This is a genomic window from Phyllobacterium sp. NPDC097923 (assembly GCF_044760925.1).
In the GTDB taxonomy this organism is placed as follows: Bacteria; Pseudomonadota; Alphaproteobacteria; order Rhizobiales; family Rhizobiaceae; genus Phyllobacterium; species Phyllobacterium calauticae.
The window spans coordinates 903,635-926,066 of the sequence record NZ_JBIWBL010000001.1 but is presented as its reverse complement, the minus strand read 5'-3'; the positions used below and the strand labels follow the sequence as shown (position 1 = coordinate 926,066).

The 22,432-nt window shown below is 61.0% G+C and carries 27 protein-coding genes; 19 read left to right on the top strand and 8 right to left on the bottom strand.

Going from position 1 to position 22,432, the window contains the following annotated elements:
• Nucleotides 1-131: 131 nt before the first annotated feature.
• Nucleotides 132-494 (top strand): DUF2267 domain-containing protein, encoded by a 363-nt coding sequence (locus ACIQWS_RS04615; protein ID WP_403170800.1) that lies wholly within the window; start codon nucleotides 132-134, stop codon nucleotides 492-494.
• A gap of 182 nt (nucleotides 495-676) precedes the next feature.
• On the opposite strand, the gene mctP is transcribed toward ACIQWS_RS04615, so the two are convergent.
• Complete coding sequence (gene mctP / locus ACIQWS_RS04610; RefSeq protein WP_223611418.1) at nucleotides 677-2,149, bottom strand: monocarboxylate uptake permease MctP; 1,473 nt, start codon at nucleotides 2,147-2,149, stop codon at nucleotides 677-679.
• Nucleotides 2,139-2,336, bottom strand: a complete 198-nt coding sequence (locus ACIQWS_RS04605) for a DUF3311 domain-containing protein (RefSeq protein WP_223611419.1) — start codon at nucleotides 2,334-2,336, stop codon at nucleotides 2,139-2,141. The genes mctP and ACIQWS_RS04605 overlap by 11 nt, the downstream gene beginning before the upstream one ends.
• A 339-nt stretch (nucleotides 2,337-2,675) precedes the next feature.
• Between ACIQWS_RS04605 and ACIQWS_RS04600 the strand changes: the two genes are divergently transcribed.
• Together ACIQWS_RS04600 and ACIQWS_RS04595 are read left to right on the top strand one after the other, a co-directional pair.
• Nucleotides 2,676-4,154 carry a DUF2778 domain-containing protein gene (locus ACIQWS_RS04600; RefSeq protein ID WP_403170790.1) on the top strand — a complete coding sequence of 493 codons (1,479 nt, stop codon included), beginning with the start codon at nucleotides 2,676-2,678 and terminating at the stop codon, nucleotides 4,152-4,154.
• Nucleotides 4,155-4,510: 356 nt separating this feature from the next.
• Nucleotides 4,511-6,040, top strand: a complete 1,530-nt coding sequence (locus ACIQWS_RS04595; RefSeq protein WP_403170786.1) for an ABC-F family ATP-binding cassette domain-containing protein — start codon at nucleotides 4,511-4,513, stop codon at nucleotides 6,038-6,040.
• A gap of 55 nt (nucleotides 6,041-6,095) precedes the next feature.
• Here the strand turns inward: ACIQWS_RS04595 and ACIQWS_RS04590 are convergent, their stop codons facing one another.
• Nucleotides 6,096-8,051 carry an elongation factor G gene (locus ACIQWS_RS04590; RefSeq protein WP_403170782.1) on the bottom strand — a complete coding sequence of 652 codons (1,956 nt, stop codon included), beginning with the start codon at nucleotides 8,049-8,051 and terminating at the stop codon, nucleotides 6,096-6,098.
• Nucleotides 8,052-8,253: 202 nt separating this feature from the next.
• The gene (locus ACIQWS_RS04585) at nucleotides 8,254-8,463 is read right to left on the bottom strand and encodes a cold-shock protein (protein WP_162700345.1); all 210 of its coding nucleotides are present in this window, start codon (nucleotides 8,461-8,463) and stop codon (nucleotides 8,254-8,256) included.
• Between the two features lie 231 nt (nucleotides 8,464-8,694).
• On the opposite strand from ACIQWS_RS04585, the gene ACIQWS_RS04580 reads away from it, so the two are divergent.
• Nucleotides 8,695-9,903, top strand: coding sequence for a TIGR03862 family flavoprotein (locus tag ACIQWS_RS04580; RefSeq protein WP_403170771.1), 1,209 nt, complete (start codon nucleotides 8,695-8,697; stop codon nucleotides 9,901-9,903).
• On the opposite strand, the gene ACIQWS_RS04575 is transcribed toward ACIQWS_RS04580, so the two are convergent.
• The gene (locus ACIQWS_RS04575) at nucleotides 9,831-11,048 is read right to left on the bottom strand and encodes an MFS transporter (protein WP_403170769.1); all 1,218 of its coding nucleotides are present in this window, start codon (nucleotides 11,046-11,048) and stop codon (nucleotides 9,831-9,833) included. The genes ACIQWS_RS04580 and ACIQWS_RS04575 overlap by 73 nt on opposite strands.
• A 106-nt stretch (nucleotides 11,049-11,154) precedes the next feature.
• Between ACIQWS_RS04575 and ACIQWS_RS04570 the strand changes: the two genes are divergently transcribed.
• Nucleotides 11,155-12,648, top strand: coding sequence for a PLP-dependent aminotransferase family protein (locus ACIQWS_RS04570; protein WP_403170765.1), 1,494 nt, complete (start codon nucleotides 11,155-11,157; stop codon nucleotides 12,646-12,648).
• 433 nt (nucleotides 12,649-13,081) lie between these two features.
• On the opposite strand, the gene ACIQWS_RS04565 is transcribed toward ACIQWS_RS04570, so the two are convergent.
• Both ACIQWS_RS04565 and ACIQWS_RS04560 read right to left on the bottom strand, forming a co-directional pair.
• Nucleotides 13,082-13,222, bottom strand: coding sequence for a hypothetical protein (locus tag ACIQWS_RS04565; protein ID WP_223611426.1), 141 nt, complete (start codon nucleotides 13,220-13,222; stop codon nucleotides 13,082-13,084).
• A 384-nt stretch (nucleotides 13,223-13,606) separates the two neighbouring features.
• Nucleotides 13,607-14,371 (bottom strand): SDR family oxidoreductase, encoded by a 765-nt coding sequence (locus ACIQWS_RS04560; RefSeq protein WP_403170760.1) that lies wholly within the window; start codon nucleotides 14,369-14,371, stop codon nucleotides 13,607-13,609.
• A gap of 226 nt (nucleotides 14,372-14,597) precedes the next feature.
• Between ACIQWS_RS04560 and ACIQWS_RS04555 the strand changes: the two genes are divergently transcribed.
• The 5 genes from ACIQWS_RS04555 to ACIQWS_RS04535 all read left to right on the top strand — a co-directional run bounded on the left by ACIQWS_RS04555 (nucleotide 14,598) and on the right by ACIQWS_RS04535 (nucleotide 17,007).
• Nucleotides 14,598-14,777, top strand: a complete 180-nt coding sequence (locus ACIQWS_RS04555; protein WP_223611428.1) for a hypothetical protein — start codon at nucleotides 14,598-14,600, stop codon at nucleotides 14,775-14,777.
• A gap of 40 nt (nucleotides 14,778-14,817) precedes the next feature.
• Complete coding sequence (locus tag ACIQWS_RS04550) at nucleotides 14,818-15,666, top strand: class I SAM-dependent methyltransferase (protein WP_403170754.1); 849 nt, start codon at nucleotides 14,818-14,820, stop codon at nucleotides 15,664-15,666.
• 131 nt (nucleotides 15,667-15,797) lie between these two features.
• Nucleotides 15,798-16,187: a DUF930 domain-containing protein gene (locus ACIQWS_RS04545; protein WP_403170750.1), complete on the top strand. Its 390-nt coding sequence runs from the start codon at nucleotides 15,798-15,800 to the stop codon at nucleotides 16,185-16,187.
• A gap of 164 nt (nucleotides 16,188-16,351) precedes the next feature.
• Nucleotides 16,352-16,681: a hypothetical protein gene (locus tag ACIQWS_RS04540; RefSeq protein ID WP_346305641.1), complete on the top strand. Its 330-nt coding sequence runs from the start codon at nucleotides 16,352-16,354 to the stop codon at nucleotides 16,679-16,681.
• Nucleotides 16,682-16,755: 74 nt separating this feature from the next.
• The gene (locus ACIQWS_RS04535; RefSeq protein WP_223611432.1) at nucleotides 16,756-17,007 is read left to right on the top strand and encodes a GlsB/YeaQ/YmgE family stress response membrane protein; all 252 of its coding nucleotides are present in this window, start codon (nucleotides 16,756-16,758) and stop codon (nucleotides 17,005-17,007) included.
• 198 nt (nucleotides 17,008-17,205) lie between these two features.
• Here ACIQWS_RS04535 and ACIQWS_RS04530 read toward each other — a convergent pair whose 3' ends face one another.
• Entirely contained in the window at nucleotides 17,206-17,583 is a 378-nt protein-coding gene (locus tag ACIQWS_RS04530) for a nuclear transport factor 2 family protein (protein ID WP_223611433.1), read from the bottom strand.
• 244 nt (nucleotides 17,584-17,827) lie between these two features.
• Between ACIQWS_RS04530 and ACIQWS_RS04525 the strand changes: the two genes are divergently transcribed.
• The 9 genes from ACIQWS_RS04525 to ACIQWS_RS04485 all read left to right on the top strand — a co-directional run bounded on the left by ACIQWS_RS04525 (nucleotide 17,828) and on the right by ACIQWS_RS04485 (nucleotide 22,215).
• Nucleotides 17,828-18,253: a hypothetical protein gene (locus ACIQWS_RS04525; protein WP_346305642.1), complete on the top strand. Its 426-nt coding sequence runs from the start codon at nucleotides 17,828-17,830 to the stop codon at nucleotides 18,251-18,253.
• Nucleotides 18,254-18,320: 67 nt separating this feature from the next.
• Nucleotides 18,321-18,833: a hypothetical protein gene (locus ACIQWS_RS04520; RefSeq protein ID WP_346305643.1), complete on the top strand. Its 513-nt coding sequence runs from the start codon at nucleotides 18,321-18,323 to the stop codon at nucleotides 18,831-18,833.
• A 108-nt stretch (nucleotides 18,834-18,941) separates the two neighbouring features.
• Nucleotides 18,942-19,205: a hypothetical protein gene (locus ACIQWS_RS04515; RefSeq protein WP_403170738.1), complete on the top strand. Its 264-nt coding sequence runs from the start codon at nucleotides 18,942-18,944 to the stop codon at nucleotides 19,203-19,205.
• 313 nt (nucleotides 19,206-19,518) lie between these two features.
• Entirely contained in the window at nucleotides 19,519-19,863 is a 345-nt protein-coding gene (locus tag ACIQWS_RS04510) for a hypothetical protein (RefSeq protein WP_403170735.1), read from the top strand.
• An 84-nt stretch (nucleotides 19,864-19,947) separates the two neighbouring features.
• Nucleotides 19,948-20,262 (top strand): cupin domain-containing protein, encoded by a 315-nt coding sequence (locus ACIQWS_RS04505; RefSeq protein ID WP_346305645.1) that lies wholly within the window; start codon nucleotides 19,948-19,950, stop codon nucleotides 20,260-20,262.
• Nucleotides 20,263-20,313: 51 nt separating this feature from the next.
• Nucleotides 20,314-20,724, top strand: coding sequence for a GFA family protein (locus ACIQWS_RS04500; protein WP_403170730.1), 411 nt, complete (start codon nucleotides 20,314-20,316; stop codon nucleotides 20,722-20,724).
• A gap of 95 nt (nucleotides 20,725-20,819) precedes the next feature.
• Nucleotides 20,820-21,050 (top strand): hypothetical protein, encoded by a 231-nt coding sequence (locus tag ACIQWS_RS04495; protein ID WP_204276690.1) that lies wholly within the window; start codon nucleotides 20,820-20,822, stop codon nucleotides 21,048-21,050.
• A gap of 51 nt (nucleotides 21,051-21,101) precedes the next feature.
• On the top strand, nucleotides 21,102-21,668 hold the full coding sequence (locus ACIQWS_RS04490) for a GNAT family N-acetyltransferase (RefSeq protein ID WP_403170724.1): 567 nt from the start codon (nucleotides 21,102-21,104) through the stop codon (nucleotides 21,666-21,668).
• A gap of 184 nt (nucleotides 21,669-21,852) precedes the next feature.
• Nucleotides 21,853-22,215 carry a hypothetical protein gene (locus ACIQWS_RS04485; protein WP_403170711.1) on the top strand — a complete coding sequence of 121 codons (363 nt, stop codon included), beginning with the start codon at nucleotides 21,853-21,855 and terminating at the stop codon, nucleotides 22,213-22,215.
• The last annotated feature ends 217 nt before the right edge of the window (nucleotides 22,216-22,432 follow it).

The following is a 22,432-nucleotide window of genomic DNA, read 5'->3' as shown; positions in this document are numbered from 1 at the left end:
GTGCCACAACGGAAGCGGCGCCGCCTGAAGAATGTCATGCTGGCTGATCCAGATTGACGCAGTGGCTTGCAAGGCGGATGATATCCGCATATTACGTAAACGTAATTCATGACACACGGGAGATTAGGCTCATGGACGAACTTATCGCGCGCATTACCGCCAATGTCGGCACCGATCCGGAAACCGCAAAGAAGGCCGTTGGCCTCATCCTTGCTTTCCTGCAGAAGGAAGGCCCGGCCAAGGCAACCGACCTGATCAGCAGCATCCCCGGCGCGGACGCGGCCATTGCCGAAGCCAATTCCGGCGGCGGCTTCCTGTCCGGCCTGATGCCCGGCGTCATGGGCCTCGGCTCTAAGCTGATGGGCGCTGGCCTCGGCATGAGCGAAATCTCCGGCATTTCCAAGGAAACCATTGCCTTTGCCCGTGAAAAGGCCGGCAGCGACGTGGTTGACGAAGTCGTCAATTCGATCCCGGGCCTCAGCCAGTTCGTCTGAGACGCACGCCGCGGCCATTCACAACCAGCATGTCAAACGCGCGCCTCCTGGCGCGCGTTTTCGTTTGGCAATTCCCTCGTGGTTCGACAAGCTCACCATGAGGGAGGTGATTTGATTGCAGCCCACAAACTTCCCTCATGGTGAGCTTGTCGAACCACGCACCGCATATTCTGCTCTTTACCTCACGCAGGCTTTCTCGCCGGGACCGTGACGAGATTGACCAGTACCGCCACGACAACATTGGCAGCGAGCGCCAGCAGCCCGATATAGACCGTGAACGGGGCGCCGCCGAGGCTGATGGCCTGCAGCGGTTTCAGGCCGTTGATCCACACCAGATAGGTGCCGCCGCAGAAGCCGACGAGCCATCCGGCCAGCAGGCCCGGTGCACGGAACCAGTTCGAGTAGAGCCCGAACACCAGCGCCGGCAGTGTCTGCAGGATCCAGATGCCGCCGAGCAGCTGCAGGTCCAATGCAAACTGCGTCGGCAGGAAGGCGATGACCAGCAGCGCACCGATCTTGATGATCAGCGATGTCACCTTGGCGACCTTCGCCTCCCCCGCATCCGTCACCTGAGGATTGACATAGGCCTTCCAGAAATTGCGGGTGAAGAGGTTGGAGGCGCCGATGCTCATGACCGCGGCGGGAACCAGCGCACCGATGGCAATGGCGGCGAAGGCAAAACCGGCGAACCAGCTGGGGAACAGGGTCTGGAACAGCGCCGGAACCACCTGGTTCGGGCTGGAGACGTTGAGATGGGCGGCGTGGCCCATATAGCCCAGCAGGGCAAGCAGGCCGAGGAGCAGCGTGTAGGCCGGCAGCATCACCGCATTCTTGCGGATGGTGTTGCCGCTGTTCGACGCAAAGATGCCGGTCAGCGTATGCGGATACATGAAGGCCGCCAGCGCCGACCCGAGCGCCAGCGTCGCATAGGCCACATACTGGTTGCCACCGAGCAGCAGATTGCCTGAGCCCTTGGCCTTGAAGGCGGCATCCGCCGAGGCGAATACATTGGCATAGCCGCCGAGTTTCGACGGGATCAGTGCCACCGCGGCGATGACAGCGATATAGATCATGATGTCCTTGACGAAGGCGATCAGCGCGGGCGCGCGCAGGCCCGCCGAATAGGTGTAAAGCGCCAGGATGACGAAGGCGACCGCCAGCGGCAGCTCGCCGGTCAAGCCCAGAGCCTGCAGCACGGCAGCCATGCCGACCAGCTGCAGCGCGATATAGGGCATGGTCGCGATGACGCCGGTGAGCGCCACCGCCAGTTCCAGCCCGCGCGAGCCATACTGTCCGAACACCACGTCGCCGGCAGTCACGTAGCCATTGTCCTTGGCCCGTTTCCACAGGAGCGGCATGACCATGAAGACAAAGGGATAGACGATGATCGTGTAGGGCAGCGCAAAGAAGCCATAGGCGCCGACCGCATAGACCAGCGCCGGAACCGCGATCACCGTATAGGCGGTGTAGAAATCGCCGCCGACGAGAAACCAGGTGATCCATGTGCCGAAATTGCGGCCGCCCAAGCCCCATTCATCGATATGCGCCATGGTCTTGGGCGCCCGCCAGCGGGAAGCAATGAATCCGAGCACCGTGACAAGGGCGAAAAAGAAGACAAAAACCGAAACGGCAACCGGATCAAGATTAGTCGTCATAGCGCACACTCCGGTAGACGATCCACGTCACGAAAGCCGTCAACGGCACAAAAGCCAGCTGATACCAGTAGAAAAAGGGGAAGCCGAGCAGCTCCGGTTCGCGGGAATTATAGAAGGGAACCCAGAGAAGTCCGATGTAGGGAATCGCAAGTAGCCATAATATGGCCTTTTTTGAACCGTTTTCCATGGATATGTCCTCTCGAAATTAACTTTTGAGGAAAGATGAAACCCGAGGGTTTCATTAATAGGCTCCGCCATCATTTGCGCAAGACGCGATCGATGCGGGCAGCGCGCGGATATGGTTCCAAACGCGCATTATCAACAATGTTCTTTTCGGCACTGTGGCAATTCGTGATCAACAAGACCCCGATACATAAAGAAATTAGTAACCAAGATTCTTCATGCTCCCAGGCAGTCGGCAATTGACGCCAGACACGCGTGTTCCGTGCCTGATGGTTGGTATTGGCCGTGGCGGACCCCTTTGGGGCAGTCGCAGGTTTGAGTAAGCGTTTGGAAAAAGAGTACGATGGCGTTCGCGACCGATACATTCAGGCAGGCTGGTTCCTTTAACCCTTCGGCCTTTCGCGTGGGCAAACCGCGCGGTGCGCTTGTCAGCGCGCTGGCCATCGGCGTCGGCATAGCCGCCACCGTGTGGGTTCTGGCAACCGTGAGCACGACGCAGAAAATGGTGGCTTCCTTGGGTGCAAGCCCGGCGGTGCTGCACCATGGCTCCCATGCGCTTGACAGCATCGCGCTTGTCGACCCGAACAATCAGAAGGTCCGCAGGCCAAGCAGTGCCGCATTGGCGGCGCTCAATCCCGAATTGCGGCATCGTATACCCCACGGCGCACCGATGGACGCCAAAAACGCCAATACAGCCGACCGCGTCGTGGTCAGCCATGACGATGCCTTCGCCGAGCCCGCATCCGCGCTGGTGATGCTTGAGACATCGCCATTGTCCGAATCCGACGTCACCGCGCTTCTCAACACGCCATCCGGACCGGTCGACGCCGAGGTGCAGAACGCAATCCGCGCCGCAATGGTGAACAGCGCCCTGGCGCTGGCAGCAAATGGCAGGTCCGCGCCGGCGCTCGACAGCAGGCCGGTTGGTTCCATACCGCTGCCCGCCAACGCCCCCGACCGGGAAAAACTGGAGATCGCCGCCGCAGGCGCGGCCCTGGCCACGGCATCGGACAATCCGTTCAACGCCCAGCCTGATCTCGTGGACAAGCGCCGCCACGAACCGGAAATACCGATCCTCGCCAGCTACGCACCCTCTGCAACCGAGAGCAACCCGATGATGGGGCCGCTCGCGCCGGACCTTGAAGTGGCCGTGCCCGTGCCGGAAGAAGCGCCGGACAGAAAGACCGCCAGCGTGGCACCGGACGACGCGGCCTCTTCCGATGATACGCAGGACACGGTTGACGTTCCCCTCCCTTCGAAGCGGCCGAAACTGGCTGCCGGGACCGCTCCTGCAGCCCCCACCGCTCCGGCAAAACAGCGGCCTGACGTGAAGATGGCTTCCATCCGGCCGGATGATGCAGCCATCGAAGCCATGCCCAGATCGAAAAGCCTGTTCGGGTCGCTATTCGGCGGGTCGCGCAACGGTGTCGCCGTCTATGACATCTCGGCGCGCACGGTTTACCTGCCCAATGGCGAACGGCTTGAAGCGCATTCGGGCATGGGACACATGCTGGACAATCCCCGCTATACGCGCGAGTCGAACCGCGGGCCGACACCGCCGCATACCTATAATCTGACCATGCGCGAACAGCTTTTCCACGGCGTCGCGGCGATCCGCCTGACACCGGTCGACGGCCGCAATGCCTTCGGCCGCAACGGTCTGCTCGCCCACACCTACATGCTGGGACCGCGCGGCGATTCGAACGGATGCGTGGTTTTCAAGGATTATCGCCGCTTCCTCAAAGCGTTCCAGCGCGGCGAAGTCTCGCGTCTCGTCGTGGTGGAACGCATGTCGTCGTTCTCACGCATGGCCACGCGCTAAGGTCTGGCTCTAATGTTTTATGCCAAGGCAATAGACATTTATTACGGCTGGTGTTATTGAGCACACAGCTCAATTCAGGAAAGGAGGGCTGCGCATGAATACGTTCTTCCGGCATCATCGCCAGCGTGGCCCCGTCAACGCCCTGCAGATACGTTTGCAGGGCTGACCGGAAACAGCTTTCCATACCCATTCCAGGTCTGCCCTTCGTGGTCACGCAGCGTCTGCTCGCTTTTTGAGCGGCCTTGCGTCTCTTCACAACCCACCGAGCCAACACGGTTACCTCACCGTTTCGTGCACCCGACGACAGCAGAAGAGAACTGCGTCGCAGCACATGGCCCGGCAGACCAGAGAATAAAATGGCACTCATCAACGTAAGAAACCTCGGCGTCACCCTTGGAGCCCCGCTTTTCACCAACCTGAGTTTTGTCGTCGGCGCGGGCGACCGTCTCGGTATCGTTGCCGCCAATGGCCGCGGCAAGTCCACCCTGCTGCGCTGCCTCGCGGGAACACTCGATTCCACCACAGGCGACATCACCCGCACGCGCGGCCTGCGTATCGGTTATGTCGAGCAGGCCGTACCGGACGCTCTTCTTAGCACCACCTTCTACGACATGGTCCTGCAGGCCTTGTCCGCCGAACAGCAGGAGACCGAAAGCTGGCGCGTCGATGTCGTGCTCGCCTCGCTCGACGTGCCGGATGAATTGCGCGAGCGTACAGTCAGCCAGCTCAGCGGCGGCTGGCAGCGGCTTGCGCTGATTGCCCGCGTCTGGGTGACCGACCCCGATGTGTTGCTGCTGGACGAGCCGACCAACCATCTCGACCTTGCCAAGATCGCGCAGCTGGAAGACTGGCTGAACACTCTTCCCCGCGATGTGCCGGTGGTGATCTGCAGCCACGACCGGGCCTTTCTCGATGCGACCACCAACAGGACCCTGTTCCTGCGGCCGGAGAATTCGCATGCCTTCGCCCTGCCCTACACGCGGGCCCGGGTGGCGCTGGACGAGATCGACGCGGCGGAAGCGCGGCGCTACGAGCGCGATATGAAGGTGGCGCAGCAGCTGCGCCAGCAGGCGGCCAAGCTCAACAATATCGGCATCAATTCCGGCAGCGACCTGCTGGTCGTGAAGACGAAACAGCTGAAGCAGCGGGCGGAAAAGCTGGAGGATGCCGCGCGGCCCGCCCATCAGGAACGGTCAGCCGGGGCGATAAGACTTGCGAACAGCGGCACGCACGCCAAGGTGCTGGTGACGCTTGACGATGCTTCCGTTGAGACGCCGGATGGTACGCTGCTGTTCAAAACCGGCAGGAAATGGATATGCCAGGGCGACCGGATCGTGCTTCTGGGTGCCAACGGCACCGGCAAGTCACGCCTCGTCGGCATGATCCGGCGCGCCATCACCGATCCGCTGGGCTCGCCTGAAACAGTCAAGGCCACGCCCTCGCTGGTGCTTGGCTATGGCGACCAGGCGCTGGCCGACCTGCCGGACCGCGATACGCCGTTCGACACGATCAGCCGGCGGTTCGATATCGGTGACCAGCGCACGCGCACCCTTCTGGCCGGGGCCGGACTTGGCATCGATATCCAGAACAAGCCCAACAGCGTGCTGTCGGGCGGGCAGAAGGCGCGGCTGGGCATGCTGGTGCTGCGGCTGGCCAATCCGAACTTCTTTCTGCTGGATGAACCGACCAACCATCTGGATATTGACGGGCAGGAAGCGCTGGAGTCCGAACTGATGGCGCATGAGGCCAGCTGCCTGCTGGTCTCGCATGACCGCAGCTTTGTCCGGGCGGTCGGCAACCGGTTCTGGCTGATCGAGAAACGGCGCCTTGTCGAGGTGGAAAGCCCGGAAGCGTTCTTCGCTTCCGTCAGCGGCCATCAAGACTGATACGATACCGGGCCGTCCCGCCGAGGCGGCCCGGAGCCTTTTCAATGGTGCCCGTTCAATGGGCGTGCGCGGCCTGCGCCGTGACGATGGCGTCGGCCTCCTTGCCGTAAAGCTCCTCGAAATGATCGAAGGCCTTGGAAAAGCTGCCGATGCCCTGCGTGGCGGAGCGCAAGGCCCGCCCCAGTTCATCCAGTGAACTGCCGGGGATCATCGCGCGGAAAACGTCCCAGCCCTTGGTGTTGTCATCCCGGTCAAAACCCAGAACCTGTCCCTTGAAGGCGGATACAATGGGCACGAGATTGCCTGAGTAGACCGATGGTATGTGAATTTCGATGCGGAAGACCGGCTGCATGAGCACGGCCGAGGCTTCCGACAACGCCTGCCGGACACCCATTTTTGCCGCCGCGCGGAAGGCAAATTCCGAACTGTCGACCGAATGGTGCTGGCCATCAGTCAGCATCACGCCGACATCGATGACGGGAAGACCCAAGGGGCCCCGCTCCATCGCTTCGCGCGAGCCCGCTTCCACCGCGGGGATGTAATTGCGCGGCACCGCCCCGCCCTTCACCGTTTCGCCAAAGGAAAAACCTTCGCCGCGCCCGTTGGGATGCACGCTCAGTTTCACGTCGGCAAACTGGCCGGCACCGCCGGTCTGCTTGCGGTGGCGGTAGTGAACATCGGCGGGTTTGGAGATCGTCTCCCGATAGACCGGACTTGGCATGCGGTCGGTGACATTGACGTGGAAGACCTCCGCCAGGGTTTTGCACAGGTCGCGCAGATGCACCGGCCCCTGCACGCTGACGAGCTGTGCACCGGTGCCCTCTTCCTGCGCCACCTTGAGCCCGCGGTCGGTTTCCACCAGTTTCGCCAAAGTTTCGGAAAGCTTTGTTTCATCTCGCTCGCTTTCGGGAACGAGAATGCGCTCCAGCATGGGTGTGGGCGGTGTCGTCCATTCCGGCGCCGCGATGGCCGCATCCACTGTCAGCAGGGACGGCACCGGCAGATGATCCGACTTGACGGTGCTGAACACATCGCCCGGCGCTGCGGTTCCCGACGCCGTGGGGCGCCCGGTTCCAGGGTCCTGCACAGGGCCAAGACGCCCGCCACCCAGAAGCGCGCCCTGCTTGAGGCCTTCCTTCAGCGCACGCACCAGCACGATCTTGCCGATGTTCTGGCGGTGATAGGCATGAAAACTGACAGCTGCCAGTGCGTTTTCCGGCGTGCTGTTGGCCGCGGCAAGGCGCTTGCGCAGTGCATCGACCGGCGGCGCTTCATGGCGCAGGGCTTTCATCAGGCGCAGCATGCCGTTGCTGTGGCTGGCCGCGCCAAGCAGGACCGGAATGATCTTGTTCTCCCGCACCACGCGCGACGAGATGGCAAAAACGGCGTCACTGGGCGGCTCGCGGTCTTCGATCAGCTCTTCCAGCAGCCAGTCGTCGAATTCAGAGAGATGTTCGAGCAGCTCGGCGCGCGCCTCGTGTTCCCGTTCAAGCTCGCTTTCCGGTATGGCGATCAGGGCGGATGTCTGGCCTTCGCGATAACGCCAGGCCCGTTCCGAGATCAGGTCACAGGTGCCGACAATCTTGTCGCCTTCGCGGATCGGAATCTGCCGCAGGACAAGGGAATGGCTGCAATAGCCCTGCAGCGAGGCAATGACATCGCGTATCCGCCCCCTTGGCTCGTCGATGCGGTTGACAAAGACGATGCAGGGTGTTCCCGACGCTTCAATAACCCTGAGGTACGGGGCGGCGAGCACCGCCTCTTCCGGCACGGGCGAGACGCAAAGGATACAGGCATCGCTGGCAATCAAAGCATCCTGCGCGTGGGCCAGGGCTTCATTGCCGCCCGGCGTGTCCAGCGCGCACCATGCCTCGTTTCCGAAGGTGAATTCCGTCAGATTAAGCCCATAGGGCGAGACCGACTTCTTTGGCGCGCCCTCCAGCGCGCCGAGTTTTTCCACGAGCGTGGATTTTCCGGTCTGCGAGGGCCCAAGTACCGTAAAGCAGCGCATTCGCGTCCTCCCCTGCTACGATCATAGTCTCGCCTGACAGGATGCCTCAACATGGCCAAAAGCGCCAGAGTGCGGTTGTTTTTCTTGGTTTGGCAGCGCTTTTCCAGCCATGTAAACGAAAACAGGCCGGACTTTCGTCCGACCTGTTTCATTCCGGTCTGTCATCGCGGACCGCCATGACGGCGGTCCCGCTGGCGACGCTTTAAGCGGCGCTCAGCTGATCCGCTGACATTTTGCCCGACTTCTTGTCGCGCACCAGTTCGTAATTGATTTTCTGGCCGTCGTTGAGATCACGCAGACCTGCGCGTTCAACTGCAGAGATGTGTACGAATACATCTGCACCGCCATCTTCAGGCTGAATGAAGCCGAAGCCCTTTGTAGAATTAAACCATTTAACTGTGCCTGTGGCCATAATGAACCTCCGTAGGGCAGATGTATCGAGTGTCGCGCATAGCGCACGACGCACCCTTGTAGCGATTTTTTATAGAAGCCGTAAAGCCCATATGCGTGAAAGTGTTAACGTGTCTTGCAACTGTTTTATTACAATGGCGCGACAGAGCCCGGTTCTCCGGCCCGATGGCCTTGCACTTGCGGCGCGTCCGCGCCATGAGTGAGCGCAGGGTTTCGGGCGTCGGACAGACATATGCAGGGTAAGAAAATAGCGATTATCGGCGGCGGCCCCGCCGGGCTCATGGCGGCGGAAATGCTGTCCGGCACCGGGCACGCCGTGACCGTCTACGACGCCATGCCGACCGTCAGCCGCAAATTCCTGCTGGCGGGAAAATCCGGCCTCAACATCACCCATTCGGAAGATTATGACCGCTTCATCACCCGTTACGGCGCCGCATCGGCACGGTTGCGCCCGGCACTGGACGGGTTCACACCGGCCGATGTGCAGCGCTGGGCGGCAGATCTTGGCACGGAAACATTCACAGGATCATCCGGCCGGGTTTTCCCGACGGCGATGAAAGCCTCGCCGCTGCTGCGGGCCTGGCTGCGGCGGCTCGAGGCACGCGGCGTCCGTATTCTGACCCGGCATCGCTGGACGGGCTTTGCCGAGAACGGTTTCGCCTTCGACACGCCCGAAGGCCCCAAGATCATCGATTGCGATGCCGCTCTGCTGGCACTCGGCGGTGCAAGCTGGCCCCGCCTCGGTTCCGATGGCGGATGGACGGCCTGGCTGAGCGGGAAAGGTGTTGAGATCACCGCGTTTCGTCCGGCCAATTGCGGTTTTGACGTCGCTTGGGACGATGGGTTCAAGGAGCGGTTTGCCGGCCAGCCGGTAAAATCCGTCACGGCGACGTCAGGCGCGGGTACATTTCCCGGCGAGTTCGTCATCACCCGGAACGGGATCGAAGGCAGCCTTGTCTATACCCATGCGGCCAGTCTGCGCGACCGGCTTCAAAGCGAAGGCAGGGCCGCCCTTATGCTCGACCTTGCGCCGGGCCGGAGCGTGGAAAGGCTGGCAAGGGACCTGGCACGGCAGGACAGCAAGGCCAGTTTCGCCAATCGCCTGCGCAAGGGCGCCGGCATCGACGGCGTGAAAATCGCCCTGCTGCGCACATTCGCGCCTCCCGCGGCTCTTGCCGATCCGGAAAAGCTGGCGCGGCAGATCAAGGCCACGCCGCTGGCGGTCTTGCGCCCGCGCCCCATCGCCGAAGCCATTTCCTCGGCGGGCGGCATTCGTCTGGACGCCATCGATGACGGATACATGCTCAAGGCGCTGCCGGGCGTTTTCGCCGCCGGGGAGATGCTGGACTGGGAGGCACCGACCGGCGGCTACCTCCTGACCGCCTGCTTTGCCACCGGCCGCGCCGCAGCGCTGGGCATGGAAGCCTGGTTGAACCGGTAGACAATCCTGCCCGTCCACATGGCCAGCGCCAGCTCTGCCATGCCGCATGCCAAGATCAACAGCAAAAGCCCGTTCTTGCCCGCATGGACCAGCATCCAGCCGCCGACCGACGGAAAGCCGAACACCCCGACAAAATAGGACAGGACAAACCAAGTGAGCGCGGCAGGGCGGTGTTCGGCGGGCGAGTCGTTGACCGCCTGCGTCTGAATGATCGAGTAGACAAGCCCGTAGCCGATCCCGAGCAGCAACGCGGCCAGCACGTGAAACATGGCACTCGCCGGAACGGCGAACATGGCAATGATGCCAAGAACCATGATGAACAGGAGGACTTGCGCACTGATTTCCTTGGGTGCCCGGTTGACCAGCGGTGCGAGCAGCCAGCGTGAAAGGACAACCGTAACCGCATAAATGGCAAAGAACGTGCTTGCCCGTGCTGCGGTATCGGCGACCAGCGCGGTCTGGAATGTCAGGATGCCGGAGAAGACGCAGGCGCCAAGGGCAACCATGACAATGGGATAGATTGCCGCCGTGCGGCTGATGGCAGGAAAATCGCGCAGCCACCGGCGTGAACCGCTGGCCGGGTGCAATGCCACCGCCACCCGCTGGAAGGCCGCGAGCAGGACTGCGGCAGCAAGGGCAATGCCGCCGACAATCAGGAATGTGGTGACCGTCGCAAAATGCAGCGTGCGAATGGCAAAATCCGCCAGAATCGGACTGCCGCCGATGCCGGCCATCTGGAACGCACCAAACCGGGTGAACCAGAATGCACGATCCGCATCATCTGTTCTTTCAATGACCGCCATGGGCGCCGCAAGATAAAAGGTGCCCCAGCCCAGGCCGATGAGAAACCCGCCAACGGCGATCAGCGGCGTGATGGAGGTCAGCATCGCAAGGAGAACAAAACCCGCCGCGACGCTCAAGGCGCCGCAGGCGGCCAGATTTGCCGCACCGGCCCGGCCGGAAAACCAGCCGACAAGCGGTACGCCGACGAAAGTACCGGCCATGGCCGCTGCCAGCGCCAGACCCGTATCGACTTCATTGCCGCCAAGCGTGTGGAAATAATCGTTGAGCAGGAAGGTGGCGCCATAACCGGCAGAGGTCAGCAGGGTGCCGAGGAACAGAAAAATCGCAGTGGTGAAGCGCATGGTCTTGACTCGCACGAGGAGGAATAAGTGGCTTCATAAAAGCTGCAATCCTGTATAAAATACAGGTCCACTTCACGCCGCCCGCGTGGACCACTTGGGAGAGGAAATGCCCGTTCCCCGCAAAACGCGCCGGCGTGAAAGTCCCGTGCATTCGTTCCAGCCGTTCATTGACAGGGACGCGGCCTCGCCCGTGGCGCGTCAACTCTACCTGTCGCTGCGCAAGGCAATTCTGACCGGCCAGATCCGTCCCGCATCGCGCCTGCCATCGACGCGCCTTGCCGGCATGGAATGGGGGCTTTCACGCGGCGTGGTTGCGGAGGCCTATGACATCCTCATCACCGAGGGGTATGCGCGCGGCGTGCACGGTGCGGGCACATTCGTTGCGGCCAGCATTCCCGCCCGGCAGCAGACGCCGAAGACACCCCAGACGGAGAAACCGGCGGAGCGCACCGTTTCCGCAGCCGCCCGCCGCGCCCTCGCCAGTGCAGGCAGCTTCGATACCAGCACGCAGGTGCCGTTCGTCACCGGCCGCGTGGTGCACGACGAACGGACGAGCGCGCTGCTGCGCAGGCTTTCGGCCCGTCACCTGAACTTCAGCCGCGACCATTACCGCCATGTGCAGGGCCAGGAAGATCTGCGTGAAGCCATCGTGGCCTACCTCACCGCTTCGCGCAGCGTCCGCTGCGACGCCAGCCAGATATTCATCACCTCAGGCACACAACAGGCCATCGATCTGGTGGCCCGGACCCTGGTCACGCCGGGTGACCGGATTTTGATGGAAGACCCCTGCTATCCCGGTGCCCGCCACGCATTCGCGCTGCACGGCGCCGAGCTTGTCGGCGTTGAAGTCGATGACAATGGCTTGCAGACGGCGCTGCTGCCTCCGCTATCCGGCCAGGTGCGTGCAATCTATGTGACGCCGTCGCATCAATATCCGGCAGGCGCAGCCATGTCGCTGCCGCGCCGCCTCGCACTGCTCAATTGGGCGCGCGACAATCACAGCTGGATCATCGAGGACGATTACGACAGCGAGTTCCGTTATGATGGCAGGCCGCTGGCTTCGCTCCAGGGGCTGGATGAAAACGAACGTGTCATCTACCTCGGCACGTTCAGCAAGGCGCTTCTTCCGAGTTTCCGTGTCGGCTACGCCGTTGTGCCGCATGATCTCGTGCCGGCGTTTGCAGCCATACGCCCGTTTTTGGACCGCTTCCCGCCACCCTTCCAGCAGAGCGTTCTGGCGGATTTCCTGGCGGAGGGCTATTTTTCCAGCCATCTGCGGCGGCTGCGGGAGAGCTACCGCAAATCGCGCGACCTGCTGGTTGCACTGCTGCAGGAACAGGTTGCCGATCATTTGACGGTCGCGGTCCCGCACCAGGGCATTCATCTTGTCGGCCGCAGCACCGGAACGTGGCAGGCAGATCGGGCAGTTGCGGCGGCCTGTGCCGCTCGAGGGGTCAAGGTGATGCCGGTTTCGCCGATGCATATCTCAGCCATGCCGCGCCAGGGTCTGCTCCTGGGTTTTTCGGCGCTGACATCCGGTGAAGCGGAACCTGCCACGGCGCGCCTGCGGGCGGCACTCGATGAGGTGGCTACCTGTTGACCACAAGCATCTTCATCCGCATGCGCCGGCGCAATCGCCGCATGGCAGCCTGAAAATGGGCGTGGGCCATTTCACTGCACCCCTGCGCCCGGACACATATCTTGTTCCTGTGGTTTTGCGGATCGACGTAAGTAATCCTGGCACGCACAACCATACTATCCTCACATTGTCTCATGACATTGTATGAGAGATGCTGGTTATGCGCTTTTCCGGTTATTTTTAGAATAGCTCTATTGTGAGTAACGTTAACAGCGCCACTGCAGGCAATACTGCCTCCATAGACCCAAGAGATGGGAGGAGGCTCGACAACAGCTAATTTCGAAGGACTGGCAGCCGTCGAGCCCCATGCTGGCCCCACGACAAACCAGCGCCGCCATGGTGATCCCCGGCGCGGCGCGGGTCAAATTACAAATCGGCAATGAAACCGGTCGGGTCAGATAAACAGCTTGAACGCAACCGGTATCGCAACGCCAACCATGAAGATTGCCAGAGCACAGGTGCGGCAGACGAAATCAGTCCAGATGCTGTCGTTGTCATTGTCGCTTATCATCGGATCAGCCTTCACATCCAACATGGAATATACGCCCTCCAAGGCCTCAAGAATAAGCCTGCATGCTTAACGACCTGTAAATGCGGTGCGGCGGCTGGAGAAAACGTGCCTGCCGGCCACTGCCCGAAACGGCAGTGGCCAGATGATGGAAGACAAAACAGAGAGATTGTGAGGCTCGACACCGGCCATTGCATGTCACTACCATGGAGAGCACCGAGCCTCTGCCAACAGTCGTTCCATATGCGGCCTGGGCACTTTCGTCTTTGGGGGACCAGTTCGACAGATCGCATACTCACCATCAGCATGCTTACATTTATTGAACGGAACAGGGTGTCAATGGAATAGGTAAATGTACCCAGAAATGTCCGTGGGCCTGGTGCGCGCCGTCACCTCAAACGACGCCCGGCACTATGTCCGGTTGATCGATACGCCGCCATCGACCAGCATGGCCGTGCCCGTGGTGAAGCTGGAGGCATCCGAGGCAAGATAGAGCACGGAACGGGCTATTTCCGCTGGTTTTGCCAGCCGCTTGAGCGCATGCATCCCTTCGACAAAGGCACGCTTTTCCGGCGTGTCGATCCAGGCTTCAGCCATAGTTGTATCGGTACCGCCCGGCAGCAGTGCATTGACGCGAATACCCTGCGGCCCGAATTCCACCGCCAGCGTCTGCATCAACCCGATAAGCCCCGCCTTGCTGGCCGCATAGGCGGCCGTGCCGGGCATGCCGGCGGTATACCCGACAAAGGTCGATGTGAAGATCAGCGATCCGCCGCCCCGCCTCTGCATGGCGGGCAATTGATATTTTGCCGCCAGGAAAGCCGATGTCAGATTGATGTCGATGGTCTCCTGCCAGCCGCCAAGCGAAACATCCGGCGTCGGGCCCATTTCGCCATTGGTTGCGGCATTGTTGAAGGCGATGTCCAATCCACCGAATTTTTCTTCGGCCAGCTCCACCAGCGCCCTCGCATAGGCGGCATCGCCGACGCTGCCCGCGAGCGCCGCGGCTTCACCGCCCTCGCCGGCAATCTCCGCCACCAGTTTGTCCAGTTCATTCCCGCGCCGTGCGGCAACGACAACACGGGCGCCTTCCCGCGCCAACAGCTTGGCCGTTTCGTAGCCGATGCCGGAGCTGGCACCGGTGACAATGGCGGTTTTTCCATTCAAACTATGCATATCATCGCCTCTTGGATCTCAACAAAGCCGGCATGACAGCCACACCAGCGCGGCCATCAATGGCTTTCGCGCCCGCGCCGCGCCACCCGAAACCTGCGGGTTCCGCCCCTCGCCTTGACGGCTCATGACTTCACTCCCATAATTGTGCCATGCAACCAGACACTCCCCGGCTTCGACTGCGCCAATGGCGTGCGAAAGATCGTGCGCCGAAGGCCGGAGAATCCCCATGAGCAACGAACAGACCTGCCATGTCGCCGTCAGCCAGAAGAATGATACAAGCTGGTATTATGTTCTGGTGATCGATGGTGACGCCGGCCCGCAGATCGGTCCCTACAGGACCGAGCAGGAAGCCCGCAGCGCCGGCGAAAAGGAACTTGCCGATCTCGATCTCGGCGCGGAAGAATGATCGCGGAGCAGTGACGCGCCCGCCAACAGCAAGGATTCCCATGTCAGATCCCCATGCGAGCCAACCGGAGACAGGGACACCGGGTGTTTGGGACGACAGCCGGTCGCACAACTGGATCGTCCTGCAGGATGCACTGGAACGGATGCTTGGCCCGATCGGCGATGCGGCGATCAAGGCGCTCGCGCCGCGGCAGGGCGAGGCCTTCCTCGATGTGGGCTGCGGCTGCGGCCGCACATCGCTGGCGCTGGCCCGTGCCGTGGGGCCGGATGGCAGCGTCACGGGCGCCGACCTCTCCCCGTCGATGCTGGCCACGGGCGGCGCGGAGGCGGCCGCCGAACGTCTCGGCAATGTGCGTTTCATCGAGGCCAATGCGCAAACCCATGACTTCGGCCCGGCCCGGTTCGACGGCTTGTTCTCGCGCTTCGGCGTGATGTTCTTTGACGATCCCGTGGCAGCTTTTGCCAATCTGGCCAAGGCGCTGAAACCGGGCGGGCGGCTTGCCTTCGCCTGCTGGCGCGACCGGCGTGAGGTGGAATGGTTCGAAATGCCGATCCGGGTTGCAAGCCGGCACCTTCCCGCCCCCGATCTGCCGGGCCAGGGGCCGGGCGCATTTTCGCTGGCAAGGCCCGAGCGTATTCACTCTGTCCTGACAGCGGCCGGTTTTTCGGACATCGGTGTCGCGCCGCTTGATCTGACGACCGGCGGCGGCGATATCGACGAAGTGCTGAGCATCCTCAAGATCGGCTTTGTCGGCGAGCACATCAGGCAGTTTCCCGATGGGGCAGAGGCCGCCTGGGAGGCCATCCGGCGCGAACTTGCCGCCTATGCGACACCGGACGGCGTCTTCATCGGCACGGGCACATGGATCGTAACCGCGCGGCGGGCATAAGTTTTTGACATTGCTGCCGCTTTGGGCAAATTTCCTCTCCCCGCGATTCGACAAGCAGGCCAGCGCCTGATTCCTCAACATCGCTGCCAAGGGCACGGCCCACCGGCAGATAGAGAAGGCTGATCCCATCCATGAAAAAGCCAACGCTGCTGTTCGCCGTTCTTGCCGTGTCCCTGCAATCCGCAGCTGCCATGGATACCAGAATGGAAACCGGCCTCGAGAAACTCGATCCGCAGACCCGGCTCGAACAGCGCTGCGATGTGGAGGCGATGGAGCGCATCCGCAAGGACCAGAACGGCTATAATCCCGACAAGGTGCTGGCCTACGCCTTTGCCGACCCGAAAGTCGACCAGCACGCGATCAAATCGCGCGGCGCGGCCTTTCGCAGCCGGGGCGAATGGTATCATCTGGCATTCAAATGCGCGACGAATGACGACAATATGGAAATCGTCGCTTTCAAATACCGGATCGGCGAAAAAATCCCCAGGAACGAATGGGGTCAGCACTATCTGGTGCCCTGACCGCATCTTCGGGGCAGCGGCGTGCCACGCACGTGCGCCGCAAACCGGGCAAATAAGTTACCTCGGCCCGCAATTTTGCAATGCTATGGCAATGGTGCACGCCGATTGCTGTTGCGGACCGATGCTTCCCGCCACTCCCATCGCATCGGTTCCGGAGAACCACCATGCGACGTTTCTGCCATGCACTGCTCTCGGCCACTCTCATGATGAGCCTTGCTCCCGCCATGGCGGCCGAGCCGCCGGCCCTTTTCGTCCAGTACGACACGGACCCATGCACCGATGGCCGCTACAGCGACGGCAAGCCGCGCAGCTGCCGTGAACTCCTGCGCATGCTCGAGCGCCGTGACCGCTACCGGGAACGGCGGGAGCGCTACGACCCCTGCACCGACGGCCGGATCAGCGATGGCCGCCCGCGCAGCTGCCGCGAGATCAGGCGCTGGCTGCGGGAACGGGACGACGAGGACGACTGGCGGCCGGGCAAACAGTGGAAATAGATTTTGCAGCGCGGAACAAACGGCGCGATCCGCCGTTTGAATGATCGTGAATGTTCACAACGGAGGGTATTGATATGGGAACTGCAGGCGTGGGCTGGATTGCAGCCATCATTATCGGCGGTCTGGCCGGCTGGCTGGCCGAGATGTTCATGAAGAGCGACACCGGCATCGTCATGAATATCATTCTGGGTATCGTCGGCGCGGTTCTTGCCAATGCCATTCTATCGGTGTTCGGCATCGTTCTGACCGGCTGGATCGGCTATCTCATCGCCGGATTCATCGGTGCCTGCATTCTGGTCGGTGTCGGGCGAGCCATCCGCCGCTGACAGCCGCTGCCCGGCCGGTTGCGCGTAACCGGGCAGTTTTGACGATTTCAGCCGTTTGCCGAAGCGATAACCCGGCAAATGGCGGTTTTCGTTGTGCCTTCGGGTGTTCGGCCTGTCGAGGCCCCTGCATGCCACTGCTTGCCACAATCCTGGGTAGCAAGCAATCCACCTGTGAGGCGTTGAAGCAGCCGGGACTGATCAGACAAACAGCCTCGGCTCGCCCATTTTGAACCACGCCTTGGCGATCTTGCCATTGTTGATTTCATAGATGGCAAGGACATCCACCTCGCCCGGCCCCTCGGGAAAGGTGCGCGTGACCGTTTCCTGGTCAATGACCATCGTTCCGACCGCCATGCGCTTGAGCAGCTTGCCCTGCAGATCGGGCTCCTGGAAGCGCACGATATGTCGCGCGCGGATTTCCGCCGCCCCATTGGCCAGCAGCTGATCGGGAAATGCGTAGTATTGGCAGTCGTCGGCCCAGAACCGCATGAATGCATCGATATCGCGCGCATTGTAGGCCTCGAGCTGCCCCTGAACGGGGCGCGTCGCGTCGCTGGTGTCCACGTTTGCATTCATATCGGGCATTTCCTTGCGCCTGGCTGTTTCTCCCGTGCGATACGGGCATGGGGTGGTAGCAAATCCGGCCTGGTGCAGGAAGACGCAAAAGGGTATTTTAAAGCGCTTGATGACAGCCGTTCGCGCTTGCACGATGCCGGGAAAAGCCCCATGAGATCAATGCCAAGATGATCGCTGCAAATTCGTCCAGAAGGGGTGCGGCAGTATCGCGATCCACCCCGACAGGTTTGACCGGAGGGCCCGCATGCAATACCGCTTACTTTATCTCCTGCCCGCCACCTTTTTCATTCTCGCCGCCCAAGGCGGCCAATCATGGGCCGATGGTGACACCTATACAGCCTATAGCAATACGGCCCAAAGCATCACCGGCGATATAGAAATGGACGATTTCAGCATTACCTTTGCCAATGGCGAGGCGCTGGCTTTTTCGTCGTTGCTCGGCGACCACTTCATTGTCGATGGAAAGAATCTCAACGCATCGGTCTACAAAGTCGAAACCCCTGCGGATCCCGAACTGGAAAACGGCAACAGGCTGTGCGGGTCCGGCGATGTTTCCTATGTCGCCACCTGGCGCGCCGGCGAAGGGCTGACGGAGGTTGCCGTGTTCACCGGCGACAAGGCGCCGGCCAGCAACAGCGATATGTGCGCATCCTATATTTATCAGGATTAGCAGACGTTCTTGCTTTCGCCTGAACAACGCGATTGATTGACCCGGTGAAAACATGCAGGGGACAGTCATGAGTTTGTTGGCTTGGACCGATGAGCGCTGGTACACACTTCGCAGCGGCTATCGTGATCTCTACAACCCGTCCGATGCGCTTCAGGCACTCGAACAGGGGGATTTCACCCTCGCCTGGGACGAATTGTGGGAAAACCTGCATCATCACGGGGATGTGGACACGGCTGCCTATGCCGCCGTCCCGGAAATCGTGCGGATCGCCTGGCAGCTCAAGCTCAGGGATTGGAACGCCTTCGCCCTTGTCGCCACCATTGAAGCCGCCCGCCTGAACAATGACCGCAATCCCCCGATTCCGGAATGGTTGATGGACGCCTATGAACGGGCGTGGGTCGATATGGCCACCCTTGCATTGCACATCTATCCGAAAGCCGAAGACCCGGCCCTGGTAACCAGTCTCCTGTCGGTCCTGGCCTTTGCCAAGGGAAACAGGACCATTGGCACCTTTGCGATGGATCTGACCGAGGACGAACAGCGCACTCTGCCCGGGTGGCAAGCCGGCGATTCGCCCTAGGATTGCAACAGTGTCTTCCCAGCGCTGCCGAACCTAAAATTTTTGTCATGTGGGAACCGGGCGCAAAGCCAATGTATTGTTGTCGTGTCAACAGCTCAGAGGTTCAACATGAAAAGCCTGATACTTGCCACGGCGATTGCCGTTACATCCCTGATGGCGTTCAACGCGCCGTCCGAAGCGGCCCCGCTCTCCGTACCGCTGGTCCAGACCACCAGCCCTTCCGGCACGACGGGCAGCGTTGTCCAGAACGTCGATTACCGGCCGGGCTACCGGCGTCATTATCGCCGGTGGAATCGCCACTGTTTCGTCCGGACGGAACGGCACCGTGTGCATGGCCGAATCATCATCAGAAAAGTCCGCGTCTGCCGCTGATTTCCATCTGAACCAAAACCCGGCAAGGCCGTCCTGCCGGGTTTTTTCTTGTCTGCATCGCCCATTCGGCCCGCGCCAGCGGAGCGAATTTGACCTGCGACCCGATTGCTGCCAAAAAACTGTTTCACAGTCACATCGACGTCACAATGGAGATGCCTGATGAGACACAAATGCCTTGTGATCGGCGTGCTTGTTCTTATGTTTGCCCTTCTGGGAGCCCTTGCGCTGTTCTCAAAGAAACATGCCGGGCCCGGCCAGATACCGCCCCATTCCCTGCAGGATCCCCTTCGCGCTCCCTGAGATCATCGTGTTCATGGCAAGCATCCGTCTGAAATGGCTGGGATATTTCATACTGGCTGCGGCATTGCCGCTGGCGCTTCTGGCGGGCGGACTACCCGTCAACGAATACAAGGCGCAAGGCATCGACGGCGTGGATTGCGACGGTCCGCTTCAGGTGCTTTTCTATGCCGTGCCGGCCCTGCTGGTGTATGGCACCGGCCTCGCGCTGCACGCCAGAACGCTGCGAAAGCCGTTCAGTCTGGCCGTCGCGCTGATGTGCGCCTCCCTGTGCCTGTTCGCCGGACTGAATGCGGCAGCGGCACTGCGCGAGCAACGGCAGCAGGACCGCACGGCGGAAACATGCAGCCCCGGACTGTGACAACAGGCCAGGCCACTTGCATTCCCGCCGCGGGCAGGATTGGATCGGCAACGAAAACTGCAATATCAATCGGGAATATGACAATTGGCCTTCCAGTGCGATCTGCCCGCAATACCGACCGTTCAGCAAGACGATGATGCCGTGCGCATAACCCGCTGGGATTTTCAGCCGGGCGCCGTCACGGGCTGGCATGAGCATGGATGGCCCTATTTCGTCGTCATGCTGGTCGATGGAACCCTGCGCATTCACAACGGAACCGATGTCACCGACGTGCCGCTGGCCGCCGGCCAGTCCTATCAGCGCCCGTCCGGCATCAAGCACGATGTCATGAACGGCTCCCCGCATGCGATTGCCTTTGTCGAAATCGAGATCAAGAAGCCGGAAACGCTCGGTGCCTAGCTCTGGAAATTTCAGACTGCCCGGGTTCGTGGCCGCAACGGGAGAAGTACAATGAAAGTGGATGGCTCCTGCCATTGCGGCAAGATCAGATTCGAAGCGGATGTGGACCTTGCTGCGGTCACGATCTGTCACTGCACCGACTGCCAGCAGCTCACAGGCACCGCGTTCCGGGTCTCCGTGCCTGCAGCTGCGAGCACACTGCGGTTTGTCGGGTGCACCCCAAAAACTTATGTAAAGACAGCCGATAGCGGCAGACAGCGCATTCAGGGATTTTGCGCGGACTGCGGCACACCGCTCTACTCCACCGGTATCGATGCGCATCCAGCCCATTACATGCTGCGTACCGGCTGCATGACGCAACGCGACAGCCTTGTTCCCCGGGAGGAACTGTGGCGGCGATCCGCCCTTCCCTGGTTGCCGAACCTGCATTGCGACAGGTCCCTTGACCAAGAGGATGATTAACAGGTTATCCACAGCGCTGGTTTTTCGCCGCTTGGCATTGCTGCCTTTTGCCGTAAAATCGGTGCTCGCAAGTCAATGAGCACCAGGAGTAGACCGTGATCGATCCATCTGATGTCAATCGCGACGCAGAAACAATCGTACTCACCCTCGACAACAATCTGGCTTCGACAGAGCACAAATATCCGAGTGTCGATCAGGCGTGCATGGCCATTCCCCAGCTTCGGGACGTGTCGAGAATTTACATCAACGGCGATACGCCCATCGAGGCGACCGAGTTCGTGCAGCTGTGCGCCGTACTCGACAAGGGATCGGCCATCCGATCCTGACCGGCCGCTGCCCGCTTGATGAGCTTCAATCGGGCGGATAGGTTGCAGCGCATGATCACAGACCGCACCGCACCCGCCATCGACGACATCGTCACCCCCCGCCTTACCCTTCGGCTCATGCCCGCCGATGCGGTCACCGCCTGCCTGGCCGGTGATCTCGCCCACGCCAGCCGCATGACCGGAACATCCATACCGCACGAGTTGCTTGAGGACCCCGGTGCTCTTGAAGCTGGCCGGATGCGTCTGGGCGAAGACCCGGATTATCTGCCGTGGTCCGTGCGCGCGATCATATTGACCGCGGAGCGGCGCATGATCGGCCACATCCGGTTTCACACCCGGCCCGATCCCGATTATCTGCAGTCCTATGCGCGCAATGCCGTCGAGTTCGGCTATCTCATCTTCAGAAGTGACAGGGGCCACGGCTACGCTTCCGAAGCGGCCAAAGCCGTCATGGAGTGGGCGGGCGATGTCCATGGCGTCCAGCATTTTGCCGCCTCCGTATCGCCGGACAACCCGCCCTCCCTTCGGATCGTACAGCGCCTGGGCTTTGCCAAGGTCGGCGAGGAAATGGATGAGATTGACGGGATCGAATATGTTTTCCTGCGCGCGGCGCATTGATTTTCACGCGGTGGCCATACGCCGACTTTCTGTAGACAACACAATAGATTACCGGAACAGCTGAATTGTGACTGTTCATCCGGCTTGGCCGTATAAAATCTACTGGAACAGAAGAAGAATTTAAGGAACCATTCACGGCTGAACTTGTTTGAGTAAACAAGTATGATGTTCGGGAGTAAATCCGATGTCTATCAAGTCTCTTATCGTTGCAGCCGTAATCGGCTTTTCAGGCCTGGCGCTGTCCGGGTGCGTCGAAGGTACCTACTACCGGGGATATAGCGGCTATGGCGGTTATTATGGTGGCTACGGCGGCTACTATGATTCGGTCTATTTTGGCGGTCCGCGCTATGGACGCAGCTATTACGGGCGCAACTATTACGGGCGGGACTATTACCGCCGCGATTATGGCAGGCGCCACTGGGACTACCGCGGTAATCGTCCGGGTTGGAATGGGCATTCCGGAATGGCACGGTCAGACGGCCGCCGGGTCTTCATTCCCCGCTACCGGACCAGCAATGACGGCGGTCCCGGCCGGTCACATCAATAACCGGATCGAGGCTGCTGCCGGCATCGTCGATCCCGCGGAAAGCAGGGATTCACCGGTCCGTCACGTCGACGGTGCCGACAGCTGGACCATATCGACCAGCCGAAGCAGGTTTTCCGGGCCCACTATCTCAGGGCCACATGTTTTGTTTTATTGCGAAGCAGCATAACACCCCCTAAAGTTGGCAGGAAATATCGGGCCTGACGCAAATTGCGTTTTT